This is a genomic window from Pontibacter aydingkolensis, from assembly GCF_019443125.1.
Taxonomy (GTDB): Bacteria; Bacteroidota; Bacteroidia; order Cytophagales; family Hymenobacteraceae; genus Pontibacter; species Pontibacter aydingkolensis.
In genome coordinates this window covers 1-13,690 of sequence record NZ_JAHYXK010000037.1, presented here as the reverse complement: position 1 = coordinate 13,690, position 13,690 = coordinate 1, and the positions used below count along the sequence as shown (strand labels likewise).

Genomic DNA, 13,690 nt, shown 5'->3' with positions numbered 1-13,690 from the left:
GCCAAGCTAAGCTCCACGGCCATCTGCTAAGGATGCATCGAATACACATTTGTTCATATAAACCAAAGTTAACAGTTTGTAGAAAATTGCCCTTCTTAAACCCTGTAGTCAAAAGTAGCAAGTTCAAACGTGGAGTGATAAAGCTGCTGCAGTAAATGAGACGGGTTGGTTTTACTGTGTGCGTGATTGCGGCATCCGTTATCCTGACCTCTCCTACTTCCAGTTTGTTCACCACCCCGGATACCTGTCCGTACAACTGCAGCAGGTCCAAGTCTCGGAAGCGCAGGTGTGGCAGGTTAATATCGTAAAGGGTTCGTTCCGCTTTGCCCTGTTTTATCAGCTTGTCGTTTTTACCCCAGTCTCCGGACAGGTGCAGGGCATCTGCTTGCAGGGTTTTGTCGCGGGTAGAGAGCTTCATTTTTCCTACCGTCAGGGTATAGGGATTGGTAAGGGGGCTATAGGTATAGTTTTCAGTAGAAATAGCTATCGCTGCCGCAAAGCTTTTCTCTGTTGGTGTAAAAAGGGTGGCAGAATCGATTTGCAGCGCCTTTAAATCAATGTTAACTTTCTCAAGACTATGGATTATATGGCTGTCCTTATCTTTCTGGCCGTAGCTAAAGCTACTGTTGTTAAGGTGCAGTTCACCTATGCCGATCTCCCTCAGGTAAGGCGAAAGATTGGTGTAGAGGTCAGCTAGGTTTAGCGTTGTAGCAGAATCAGGAACGGTAAGGTCATCAGTCATATGTAGGGCGACGCGCCCCAGCACTAACTTGTCCAAGTGCAGCTGTTTGGTTCGCCAAATAATTCATGTTATAAACCGTACCACTCATATTCAAAATAGTATCGACTGATAGCACAACTTTAGGTAATACACAAAGACCCCAATTCGTCAACTACTCCAAGACATGAACGGCCTTCACTTTCTTGACTCAGGGCGAGCAGGAAATAGTAACCTTAGATTTTATATTTTAAAGTCGTCACGCAACGTTCTGTCAGTATATATAACTTATATTCCAATACTTCCAGTCAATACATCTATCTGAACGTATACTTAAGAGAATATACCTTTTCCTACGAAACATGACCTATAAAAACATTATCATCTCATTATCAATCACCTTCTTTTTAATGGCAGCAATAAATGTCTACGCCCAGAATGCCCCTACAAAAGAGGAAAGGACACAAGTACAGGAAATAGCTAAAGAAAAAGCAATAAGAGACGAAATACGTTTAGAAGCAGCCAAAGACTTAAAGGCCAAAACAGAAGCTGATGCAAAACTTGCAGAAGCTAATGAAGCCAAACGCATAGATACAGAAGCTGCTTATGCGGCCAAGCAAGCTAAACGTTCTGCCAGAATGGAGGCTAAAGCCCAACGTAACCGCATAGAAGCAGATAAACAGGCAAAGACAGCAGCTATGGCATCAAGAAGATCAAATGATAACTAATTCTGCTGTATCGAAAAAAAACATTAGGGATAAAAGTATCAATAGAACTTTTGACAAATCTTAATTTTAACCAACTGTTTTTCATACACATATAGAATACATTCATTAACTGTACTAGCAGCTTTCTTAAGGTTTGCCACTGAGCTAATGTACTTGTATAGGGCTTATTGAAATGGCAACTGGGCATGGTAAGTTAAATTGACTTATAGATTTGCATAAGCTACTGAATTAGCCAGACCCTTGTAGATACAGCTCAGCAGTTCCATTCTTTAATCTACATCATAAGATTCAAAACCCGCCTATTTCAGTAAAAGCGGGTTTTTTGTTTCAGTGCGGTAACTGTAAGCAAATGAACCTTGCTGTCAAAGGCTATCAAATTTCATCCGTAATTGTGCGGCGTACTGCAAGCTTCAAGAAAACAATCAATATTCTTATTCACTTCACATCAAACCCAGGCTGCATGAACAGGAACCAACACTTGTCCACAAATGATATAAACACGTATGCCATAAAATAAATTAGTACATAAATAGCTACCTTTAAGTAGTAGCATTATCCAGACGACTTTACTAATGGCAGAAGCACCTAAAATGAATGGCAAACTAGAAAAGCTGATTAAGTTAAACGATGAACTGGAGAACTATTTCAACAACACCATTATACCGCAGCTATTTGTGGATGCCGACATGATCTTGCGTAAGTTCACTCCTGCTGCCATGAAGCACTTCAAGCTTTCGCAAAGTGATGTAGGCAAGCATATTGACGAGGTTTCCAACAGTATCCGTTTCCCTACCATCATCGAGAACATCACCGAGGTTATTGAGAACCGCAAAGACTTGGAGAAGGAAATTCAAACCACAGATAAAATGTGGTATCAGATGAATATCCTTCCCTACATTATAAAAAAAGAAAACAGGGCAAACGGTGTCATCATCACCTTCATCGACATCAACGACCGCATCCAGATATTGAAAGGATACGAGAAACTACACAGGGATTACGAGAACATTATCCATTCCATCTCGCACGATATTAAGGGACCGCTCTCCAACATAGAAGGTTTGATAAGGATTCTCAAAGAGGCACCAAAGAGTGAAGAAGACAACAAATTGATCATCGACATGCTCAGCCAATCGGTGGGCAATCTGCGCAAAACCGTTAATGAACTTGCTGACATCGATAATGACACAGCGTTTGCAAGGGAGCCTGAGCGTGTGAACTTCGAAAACGTGATAGAGGATGCTAAGCTTGCCCTCAGGGATAAGATAGAAGAAACTAGCGCTCAGATCAACACCCAGATTGAAGAAACAGGGGTTAACTTTTCCAGAAAGAATGTGAGAAGCATTGTTTATAACCTGCTCTCAAACGCGATAAAATATAGCAAACCAGACAGTAAACCTGAGATAGACATCCGGACAGAAAAATCAGGAGATGCCATACTGCTTACAGTAAGCGACAAGGGTATGGGTATAGCCGAAGACAAGGTAGCATCGGTGTTTGACCGTTACAGCAGAATGCATGGGGAAGTAGAGGGTACTGGCGTTGGGCTGTTTATAGTTAAAAGCATGGTGGAGAGTATGAGCGGTAAGATTGAGGTGGAAAGTAAGGAGGGAAAAGGATCAACTTTTAAAGTCTATTTTAATTCATAATAATAGGCTTCATGGAGAGGGCACAATTATTTGTAAGCCTTTAAGCAGTAATCTATATGCTGTTTCAAGATCTGCTAAATTGAAATTACCTTTATGCTGCAGTAAGGTATAATAGCTAACCTTTACATGAAAGCTATGAACTTCTAATTGAAAAATGCATTTAATACAGCCAAATCCCTGTGGACATGGTTCGACAATTCACTCCTTTGGTCTACCATAGTAAAAAGCCGCTTCATGTAAAATGGAGCGGCTTTTTCATCTCCAGAGTAACAGAAAAGTACTTTAAAGCTGTTACTCTACCCATTTTAATTCAGAGCTTGTTTTGGCTGTTTTGCATTCTGACACGACTCCTTTCCTAACCTCCCCTGCAGGCTCTAGTAGAGAAGCAGCAAATATTTTACCGAAGCCCCTAATGGCATTGAACATTCTTCATCAAGCTAGCATATTACTACGGGCTCAGACACATCGAAAGTATAACAGGCAGCGAGGCCAGTGTAAAGCACTAATAGAAGCTCGGCCTCCTCAGCGCCTGACAATAAACTATATGTCTTCTGTAGGAAAGGGAGACAGGCTCTGCAACGCTTCGCTTGAATTAATGGGTGGATCGGTGTAGAAAGTAACAATAGAAATGTCAAATATCAGTTGCCCTTTTGCACACATCGCTTTTTTGAGTATATCAAAAGCTAAATAAACACTTTTATACAAATAAGATTTAATAATTACCATTTGCATACTTCTTCATCTTATCTTCATTTAAACCCGCTTACTTTAACAGTAAATTAAACAACACCACCCTTATGAAAAGAAATTACTTTATGGCCATGCTGCTAGGTAGCTTAGCCTTATTTAGCGCTTGCGACTCAGAAACAGCTTCCCCACAGACCCAGATGGGCCTGGACTTCAACACAGTAAAGACTGCGTCTGTACTGAACGGCAGACTAGCCTCTAATAACAGCCTTGCCTTCACCTCTGGCACTATAGTACTGAGTCAGGTAAGATTCGAAGGTGAAAGTGCATCAGGCTTTGCTGAGATAGAATTTGAGTTGGAGCAAGATGTAACCATTGACTTCGCCACAGGCGCAACCAATCCGGACATCAGCGCCGCTGCTTTCCCTCCTGGCACCTACAGTTCCGTAGAAGTGGAATTGGAGTTACAGGATAGCGGCACCAAGCCAGCCGTCGTGCTGAACGGCACTTTCATTGACGCCCAAGGACAGCAACACCCTGTGCGCTTCGAATTCAACTCTGCTGAGACGTTTGAAGTTGAGAAAGAGGGCACTATTACATTTACTGAAGGGCAGAGTGCTGTGGCGCAGGTAACTTTTGACCCAACCGTATGGTTCGCAGGCGTGTCGGCAGAGCAGCTTTCTTCAGCGACTAAGAACACACAAGGCGTAATTGTTATCAGCTCAACTCAAAACACCAACATCTTTGACGTGGTGGCCGATGGTCTGGACTTGGCAACTGAAGTTGAGATCAGCAAGTAAGCAGTATTGGATAGTTTTGAATAAAGCGTTTCAGTCAAAGGGACTGGGACGCTTTATTACATTTAGCTGAAATACGTGCTATGATGATGGATAGGAAAGATTAATTTTCTTTATATAACTCTGACACTTAAACACCACATAATCAAATAAATTACTGCTCCCCTTCTAGTAAAAATTGCCAAGGACATCTATATCCTTGTAGATTAATTTTATACCTTAATTGATCTATTCCTTATTTATTCTAATTCATGAATTGAGGAATTATAACTTATTGAGACTATTACAACCAACCTTTTCTTCTAAACCACTGGTAAATGGAAAATGTAACGATTACCATTACTCCAATTACTGCAGGGTAGCCATACTTCTCCTCTAGTTCGGGCATAAACTCAAAGTTCATCCCGTAAACACCAACAATGAAGGTAAGCGGAAGAAAGAAAGCAGAGAAAACGGTAAGCACACGCATCACCTCATTCGTCCTTTGAGATGACAGAGACAGATAAGTGCTGATCAGGTTGTTGGTACCATCGTTGACCTCGTCGAACTGTGTCTGCACATGCACGAAATAATCTCTAAGATCCTGCACATCCGTAGGGCGAAACCCGCTCAGATGCATGTTACTCAGAATCACCTCCGATAAACTAAGCACGCGCCTACATACAGAGGCTTTGCGCTTGAGATGATATAGGCCTTTGGTTAAGGGCGGTGTACGCTGGTTTAGGAATGTTTTGGCTTCATAATAATCGAGCTCCTCTGCAAGCTTACGGGCAGGAACCTCATACGTCCTGAAAGCTGTCTTAATTAGCTTGATAAGCAACTCCGAAGGTTTATTTATTACGCCTGTATCTGCATATTTCTCCTTTACTTCCTGTATAAGCCCGGCAGAACCACGGTGTATGGTTATTATAAATCTCTCAGAAAAGAATATAGCCACTTTGTTCGTGAGCTCCTGTATAGTATCTGCCTCCCGTTGGGCAGCAGAATCATATACTCTGGCAATCATAAAGGCCACATCTCCGACAGTTTCAAACTTGGGCAAGTGCTCTGGTTGCAGAGAGTCAGTTACAGAAGTCCTGTGTAATTTATATTCCGCTGCCAACTCCTTCAGCTCCTCTGCGGTGGGCCCTTCTAAATCAATCCAGTGCCAATCATGGGTCCCTGGCAATACAAGTGTTTTTTTCACTGTTGGTTATTTTATAATCGGATTCCCAAATTAACAGATTCTTCTTTAGCAGCGAAAACAGCTCAGTAAATTGTGTAAAGAACAGCTCCCCATGCCGACTGTCAACGTAAACTCTAACACATTACCCCCTAATAACCCAATATACAGTAGGCACAATATAAGAAACGTTTATGGAATTTATTATGAGCAGTGAAACTCTCAAATGGTAACAAGCGCTGGTTTGCTGATTACCCTAAGCACCATGTTTAGGAAGAAGTATAATTGTTATGTAATGTTATTCAGCTTTAGACGCTTCAAAACTGTTGATCCTAAAAAACCATACTAACTTTAACCTGACCGAAGTAAATGTGTTGATAATACCAAGAAAATTAAGCTACAACATAACACACAAGCTTTGCTTAGGCAGATTATACCTGTTCAGTACTGCAACAGATTCTAAAGCTCAGAAACCAAATTGTAAAACAATTGCGGTACATTTCGTGTAAATCATAAACCGAATTCTATAACCGAACCAACCGGCTATTTATTGCAGTAGAAATCGCAAAAGGTTCTAAAATGAATGGTTTCAAAATGAGCAACTGGCATACAATTCCCAAAGAGAATGTTTTAGCAGAATTAAATACAAAACCTGAAGGCCTTCCGGATAGTGATGCTGAGGCCAGATTGTTAGAACACGGCCCAAACAGGCTGGAGGAAAAAAGGCAGAAAAGCCCCTTAAAAATGCTGCTGCAACAGTTTACCGAAACAATGGTAGTCATACTGATTGTCGCTGCGCTGCTTTCTCTTTTCTTAGGAAAAACCACAGAGGCTGTGGCCATCCTAATTATTGTGCTCCTCTTCGGCTTTTTGGGATTTACTCAGGAATATCGAGCCGACCGTGCTATGGCCGCTTTAAACAGAATGGTGGTTCCCAAAGTACGGGTCAGGAGAGCGGGAAAGGTAAAAGAGATTTCAGCCACAGAGTTGGTGCCCGGTGATATTGTAGAGCTGGAGGCAGGAAACGTTGTTCCCGCTGATCTCAGGGTTCTGGACTCCTTCAACCTGAAAATTCAAGAGGCAGCACTCACAGGCGAATCAGAGCCTATTGATAAAACAGACAAGCCTGTAGCACAAGCAAACGCGCCATTAGGTGACAGAAAGGACATGGCCTACATGGGTACAGTGGTTACCTACGGAAGAGGCGTGGGAATTACAGTCGCTACCGGAATGGGGACCGAGCTTGGCAAAATAGCTGATATGATCGGTTCGGTTGAATCAGGTAAAACCCCGTTGCAAGAAAAGCTGGATCGGCTTGGCAAAATGCTGGCTCTGTTTGGAGCCGGAGCTGCTGCCTTAATCTTTGTGGTTGGTGTGCTGTCTGGTGAAACTGTAGCAGATATGTTTCTAACAGCTGTAAGTGTAGCGGTAGCGGTGGTTCCAGAAGGTTTGCCCGCGGTGGTAACCATCACACTGGCACTAGGCAGCCAAAGGATGCTACGACGGAACGCATTAATCAGGAAGCTGCCCGCAGTGGAAACACTTGGCTCTGTAACTATGATATGTTCAGACAAAACAGGTACCCTCACACAGAATAAGATGACTGTAACAGTAGTTGAGCTGCCTGGACAAACTGTGGAAATCCCTCCTGCACCTAAATTAGTAATAGACGATGCCGCGGCCAATAGCCTTGATTTTGCGCTTGCCGTTTCGGTGCTCTGTAACGACGCAACACTTGAGAGAGGTGCTGATCCTGACACAGAGCATGTTATCGGTGACCCTACTGAAACATCTTTACTCATTGCCGGCGCTAAAAGAGGCATCACTAAAGAGATACTTTATAAGGCGCTGCCCAGAGTAAACGAAGTTCCCTTTGATAGCACCAGAAAAAGAATGTCTACCATACATAAGTTAGACGGAGATTTACCTGACTACTTTCAGACGTTTCAAGAGGACTCCTTTCTACTTTGTTGTAAAGGTGCGCCCGATTCTCTCCTGAGTGTTTCTGACTATGTATGGGTAAACGGTGAGCAGGTGCCACTAGACATTAACTGGAAGGAAAGAATACTTAACGCAAATTCGAATCTAGCCAAGAATGGGATGAGGGTATTAGGGCTGGCCTTCCGTATGTTATCTGTCTCAAGTGGTGATGTTGACGTAGAGCGGGAGCTGGTTTTTGTAGGTCTAGCAGGAATCATAGACCCACCCAGACAAGAAGTAAAAGCTGCAGTTGAACTGTGTAGGCGCGCGGGCATCAGTCCCATCATGATAACCGGTGATCATCCACTCACAGCAGCGGCCATAGGAAGGGAACTTCATTTCTCTGACCAGTCCGAAGCTGTAACCGGGGAAAGACTGCAAAAGGCAGATGATCAGGAGTTGGCAGATTTAGCATCGAAGACGTCTGTGTACGCCCGCGTTTCCCCTGAAGATAAGCTGCGGATCGTGAACGCGCTGCAATTAAAAGGTGAGATTGTAGCTATGACTGGCGATGGAGTGAACGATGCCCCAGCCTTGAGAAAAGCAGATATTGGTGTTGCCATGGGTATCACCGGGACAGATGTGGCTAAAGAGGCAGCTGACATGGTATTACTGGATGACAACTTTACTACTATTGTAGCTGCCGTGGAGGAAGGACGGGTAATATTCGATAACCTGCTCCGCTTCATCAAATTCTCTCTGGCAGGTAATCTTGGTAAGGTTATAGTCATGCTTTTGGCGCCACTTTTTGGAATGGTAATAGCGCTGCAGCCACTACAACTACTATGGCTAAACCTGCTTACTGACGGCTTGCTGGGACTTGGATTAGGCACAGAGCCTGCTGAGAAAGACACCATGAGCAGACCACCCAGAAATCCATCGGAGGGGGCACTTAGAAAACAGGATTTTCCGCAACTGGCAATAGTCGGGGGTACCATCGCGGCAGTCTCTCTTGGCTTAGCTATATATTACTATAATCCTTTAAACCCAGAAGACATGACTTGGCAGACAATGATTTTCGCTACTATTGGTTTCTCTCAAGTTTTCCAGGCTCTTGCATTACGTTCATCAGGTCATTCGGCTTTTGCCGTCAAAACAAACCCCTTAATGGCCATAGTTGCAGTGTCTGCTATAGCCTTACAACTCTTAGTTATATACTTACCCGAACTAAAGGGCTTCTTTCAACTTGTGCCTTTGTCGGCGAAGGACCTGCTAATCTCGATAGCTGCAGGAGCTCTCGTTTTTGTGATTGTAAAGGTTGAAAAAAAAGTTTTTAGTAGATAACATAATTCCGATAGCAATGCTTTTGTGAAGCTAGTCAAGTATGTTTTAAAGCTGAGAGCCCTCACATGTAAAGCAACACTTTATATAGGTTACCATTCGACTAAAAGGAATTACAAATTGTAGAGTCAGGTGAAGGAAAGTAGGAGACTAAACTTTAACAATAATATATTTGGCATCAATTTTAGCTATCTGTTGAATAGTTTGTCGGCTATTGATATTAAATTAAGGTTTAGAATCCTACTTTCCGATATCCTTTGTTTCTTTCCTCTACTATATGTCTCTAAAAAACTGTAGTATATTCTTTATTTAATAGTACTTACCCTCAGTAAACTCAAAGTTGCTCAACAAATTTCATAAACACCTTTTTATGAAGCTCAAGATCCATGTCAGGAGACAGGGCTACACGGGCTATGTAATCTTTGTCGTCTTCTTTAGTTGTCCCTTGCGTAGAGGTGGCAGGTATGGTCCAGTAACATCCTTTTAACTGCCCGTAGCTCACACAGTATTTGCTTTCGCCAGGGATTTCAGTGATCATTAAATTGATCAATTTGTCGTTCAGAGCTCTCTTATAAATCTCTCTTTCTTCAGGGGTATCACCTTTGGTCGGCAGGTCTAGTGAGAACACAGATGGAGTAAAACCTTCCTCAGCCAATTCTTCTGAAACGAAATTGATCTTTGCCTCAGGTAGTGTGTCTTTAATGAAATTCACAAACTCACGTGTATTCTTGTAAGCATCTTTGATCCGCTGGTTCATGGAAGGTAGTTGCTCAGCCAGTATTTCAATTTGAAGATTTGTCGCCTCGTTGTCGCACAGCTTCAGGTGCATTTCTATTACCGGCATTAGATTTTCAGCCTTTTCATTGGCTACACAGTACCCGGCAGTAGATTTCCCACCACTCGGAAACTTCGAACCGCTCGCATATGAAATGGTCCTGATAGAGGAGAGTATCCCATCTTTGCTTAAAAACTGCACGTTAGGGCAAAAGGTCTGATCTAAAATAAAGACCGGATCAATAGCATCTTCACCAGTTGCTGTTTTACGGGCTTTACCTAACACATCTCTTAACTTTTCAAGGTCCGGAACCTCCACTCTGGGGTTAGTCGGAATTTCAGCGATTATGTAAGGAACAGCATCTGCCTTAGCAACCTTTTCTAGAACGATATCAATGCTCTGAACCATATCATTGTCACCATCAACCGGCAGGTCCATCACTTCAACAATATCAATGCAGGCAGCAACTCGTCTTGCCTGATCGTTTGTGCCACCATAGCAGTTGGGAGGAACTATAATTTTAATGGCCTTTCCTTTGTGCTTATTCAGGGCATCGTCAATAAGCCCCATCATGATCGCATACTGAATAGAAAGCCCGGAGGAACCAATCAACGCTTTAGATTTAGTAGCGGTAATCTTGTGAATAGAATCAACAACACTTGCCTTATTTGCTTCCACATTACTTCTTGTGTCAGTAGTAGAAGTAGTCTTCCCTACCAGAAGCTGTAAGGCAGAAAGACTGTTGGCTGGTGTCATAGCAATTGTCTCTCTTCTCCGGACATGCTGAATCTCCGGGATATATTGCTCATTTTGTTCCCCATTCACTACTAATATACTTCCAAGGTGAGCATGAAGACTGATATAGAAGTCTATACTCGGAGATAGGTCAAAAACTCCAATCTCATCTTGTTGAGAAACGAAAACAGTGCTGCCGTTAAACTCAGAAACATCCTGTATCCTCTCAACCTGTTTTAATTCAAAATTGTATCCGTAAACACGCTGCAGCGTTTCTGCATCAAAAGCATCTGGTAAGTCACCTGTATAAACGATCTGGGTGCTCTTCTTATCTAATAGATTCTTTCTTAGAACAGCTAAAACAGGAACTGTCTTCGATGAAAAACTGATGACATTATCAGGTTTAAGGTTATTTAACTTAGCAACTCCCCATTCTAATATGCTAGACAGCGGATGACCTAACCGAATATAGTCGTAAGCTGTGGGTAATGCATTCAGCGCTGATGTATCAGAATTTTTACTCTCATATAAATTCTCGAACTGCTCTAAGAACTCAACCTTGGCCAATTGTTCGTTATAAATATCCAGTCGATGCGTGGTTAGATTCAACCAATCGGTTGGCATATTTTCCAGTACATCTTTAATATAACTTAGAACATTATTCTCTTTCATACTTTTAATCTTAGATATGTCGGCAATTTAAATTAATTAGATTGATCTGAAAATATCATCTTAAAATAGGATAGCCACAACAGCAAGTAAAAGATGTACTGTAGAATACCTAAATAGATATTATTCCTTTAGCAATACAACCCATCAAGTAAACACCGAGTGGTAACCCTACAGTTGCTGCATCCCAACAAAGTTTCCTGACTTCAGGTATAGCAGAAAAACCGGAAAGCCTTTGTGCTGTGAGCTAAAATCTGCACGGGCGCTGTATTTCATTCACCCATTCTAAAACAGGATGACCTCAGAGAACACTCAGCAAAAAAGATTCCGCATGCTCTACAAGCTTGAAGCCTTGCTGGAAGGGCCCATGTTCATGCTATCTATCGTATGGCTATTCCTTTTTATCGAGGAGTTGGCGAGTAGCCTGTCCCCCGTTCAGGAAAAGCTGGTGGTGCTGATATGGGTTCTTTTTATAGTGGAGTTTGCGATAAAACTGGTGCTCTCCGCCAGTAAATTAAACTACATGAAAAAAAACTGGCTAACAACACTGGCCCTCTTCATCCCTGCCTTCAGGACATTCCGCCTGCTTAGGGCCATTAGGGTATTGCGACTGAGTCGGGTTGCCACTACAACTACCTTTGTTAGGGGGCTTACCTCCTCTAAGCGCTTTTTAAGTGAGTTAGAGGAGGCGCAAGGGAAAACCCCGCCTGCTGAAATGCACGTGGGGGTGCTCCTTGCATATAGCCCGGCAGTAACGCCGGAGGGCATGCAACCTTTTCTGAAGCAACTGATGCTTGATGTGCAGCCTGAAATGAGTCTTGCCACCGGAATACCATGGTCATTCCACCAGGTGGAGCCGGTGGCCCTGACATCTGACAGGACCAGGGAGCCCTCCGATTTCCTGGATGTGGCCACCATGCGGATGGCAGAGGGCCCTTACGACATTGTGTTGGTAGTGACAGATGTTACCCTGATCTCACGCAAGGACCGGATAGAAGCCGGGCTTGCCTCCCCTGTTACCTATACTGCTGTGATCTCTACCCAGCGGCTGACCACGACATCCAGAGGAAAACCTGTACGCAGCCTGGACGATGAGGCGGTACGCGTCAATGTCGCCTCTCTATTGTTGCACTTGCTCGGGCACATCAGCGGGCTGCTCCATACAGCAGGAGAAAAAGGAGGCGTAATGGCTCCTTTCTCCTTTCGAGAGAGAAGAAAGCTTCCCCCCCGATTTAGCGATTCAGAGCGCATTATGCTTAAAGAGAAAGTGAAGAATCTACCGGAAAGGGAGCTTCACGGAGGTACCAGCCTGGAAGGCTTCATTTTTCACCTGATCATGGCTGCCAAGCACCCTAAGGCGGTTCTGAGTCCGCTGCTGCGCAACTGGGCAATCTTGCTACCCTTGTCATTGCCAGGGCTAGCTACCGCTGCTGTGGCACCCAGTCTGCTGCTAATCTTTACGGCAGAGATCTGGGACGTGGGGCTCAACATGGGAAACAGGACCACTGCTTTCTTTGCGGTAGCCAGTATATTAGGGGCTTCTTTTTACCTGATCAAGATCCAATCCCTGTTTCTTCCCAGGAAGGAAAAAAACGTACTGACAGAGCATCAGGCAATAGCTAATGTAGTCATCTTCCTGAGCATCCTCCTGGCCTGCTTCGGACTTTTTCTGATGATAGGCGGATTGATGATGATTATAGAGCTCTACGTTTTCCCGGAAGACCTAATCAGCACCTGGCCTACCCTGGATAAACCTAAAGTGGGGCTCTCTGACAAGTTGCGCCTGGCAGCCTTCATCAGCACAGTGGGGGTCACGACAGGTGCATTAGCAGGAGGCTTGGAGAAGAAAACTGTTATCCAACACCTAGCTTTGTTTCTTAATAAGCCTTAAGACACGATTGATGTAGTTTGTAAATGCAACAATAGCTTTCCAAGTTTTTATCAGAATATCGTTTTACTTAGATGGTTTTTTCTTCTGTGACTGTGCAATATGCGGGATAGACGCCCTGCATCTAATGCCCATAAGGGTCTGCTTCCATCTATAAGGGAAGGCTGACAACGATATTAATTACCTACATTGGTTAAAGCCGTATAATAACAACGCATCATACATTCACCAAAAGCCTTTTAAGCTTTATGAAGGTACAGTCTCTATCGCTCTGGTCGGCTTGTTTAGCTGAGCCAGGCGAAGTATTCATTATATCTTATATTGGTTTACCGTCCCCGGAACATCTTGGAAATGAAGTATATGATGAGCACAAGGATGGCAATAATAATGACAGCCGTCCAAAAACCGAATTCCAACACATCACCCACAAAATCGCAACCGCCCAATGTCAGGGAAAAAAGCACAAAAATAAGGCTGTAGAGCCATTTCAAGTTAAAGTTTTTGGTTGTGGTCTACAATGTATGATATTGGAATAAGTATGACAGCAAGGGTGTTTACAGGAAGTTATGTGCGAGATAACTATCCAGATAAACTGCCCCTACTGCCACAGTGTGAAAGTAG

At 43.3% G+C, this 13,690-nt stretch carries 9 protein-coding genes; 6 read left to right on the top strand and 3 right to left on the bottom strand.

Features of this window, described 5'->3' with window-relative positions; all coding sequences use genetic code 11:
• Nucleotides 1-742, bottom strand: a 742-nt coding sequence (locus K0O23_RS19910) for a hypothetical protein (protein ID WP_219879219.1), incomplete at its 3' end; no start/stop codon positions are given.
• A 338-nt stretch (nt 743-1,080) separates the two neighbouring features.
• Between K0O23_RS19910 and K0O23_RS19905 the strand changes: the two genes are divergently transcribed.
• The 3 genes from K0O23_RS19905 (at nt 1,081) to K0O23_RS19895 (ending at nt 4,582) form a co-directional block, all read left to right on the top strand.
• Nucleotides 1,081-1,446, top strand: a complete 366-nt coding sequence (locus K0O23_RS19905; protein WP_219879218.1) for a hypothetical protein — start codon at nt 1,081-1,083, stop codon at nt 1,444-1,446.
• Between the two features lie 572 nt (nt 1,447-2,018).
• Nucleotides 2,019-3,095, top strand: coding sequence for a sensor histidine kinase (locus K0O23_RS19900; RefSeq protein WP_219879217.1), 1,077 nt, complete (start codon nt 2,019-2,021; stop codon nt 3,093-3,095).
• Between the two features lie 797 nt (nt 3,096-3,892).
• Nucleotides 3,893-4,582: a hypothetical protein gene (locus K0O23_RS19895; RefSeq protein ID WP_219879216.1), complete on the top strand. Its 690-nt coding sequence runs from the start codon at nt 3,893-3,895 to the stop codon at nt 4,580-4,582.
• A gap of 280 nt (nt 4,583-4,862) precedes the next feature.
• Here the strand turns inward: K0O23_RS19895 and K0O23_RS19890 are convergent, their stop codons facing one another.
• Complete coding sequence (locus K0O23_RS19890) at nt 4,863-5,765, bottom strand: magnesium transporter CorA family protein (protein WP_219879215.1); 903 nt, start codon at nt 5,763-5,765, stop codon at nt 4,863-4,865.
• 570 nt (nt 5,766-6,335) lie between these two features.
• Here K0O23_RS19890 and K0O23_RS19885 point away from each other — a divergent pair.
• Nucleotides 6,336-9,005 carry a cation-translocating P-type ATPase gene (locus tag K0O23_RS19885; protein ID WP_219879214.1) on the top strand — a complete coding sequence of 890 codons (2,670 nt, stop codon included), beginning with the start codon at nt 6,336-6,338 and terminating at the stop codon, nt 9,003-9,005.
• 331 nt (nt 9,006-9,336) lie between these two features.
• On the opposite strand, the gene K0O23_RS19880 is transcribed toward K0O23_RS19885, so the two are convergent.
• On the bottom strand, nt 9,337-11,184 hold the full coding sequence (locus K0O23_RS19880; protein WP_219879213.1) for a PLP-dependent aminotransferase family protein: 1,848 nt from the start codon (nt 11,182-11,184) through the stop codon (nt 9,337-9,339).
• Nucleotides 11,185-11,512: 328 nt separating this feature from the next.
• Between K0O23_RS19880 and K0O23_RS19875 the strand changes: the two genes are divergently transcribed.
• On the top strand, nt 11,513-13,072 hold the full coding sequence (locus K0O23_RS19875; RefSeq protein WP_219879212.1) for a zinc metalloprotease: 1,560 nt from the start codon (nt 11,513-11,515) through the stop codon (nt 13,070-13,072).
• Between the two features lie 245 nt (nt 13,073-13,317).
• The gene (locus K0O23_RS19870) at nt 13,318-13,605 is read left to right on the top strand and encodes a hypothetical protein (protein ID WP_219879211.1); all 288 of its coding nucleotides are present in this window, start codon (nt 13,318-13,320) and stop codon (nt 13,603-13,605) included.
• The last annotated feature ends 85 nt before the right edge of the window (nt 13,606-13,690 follow it).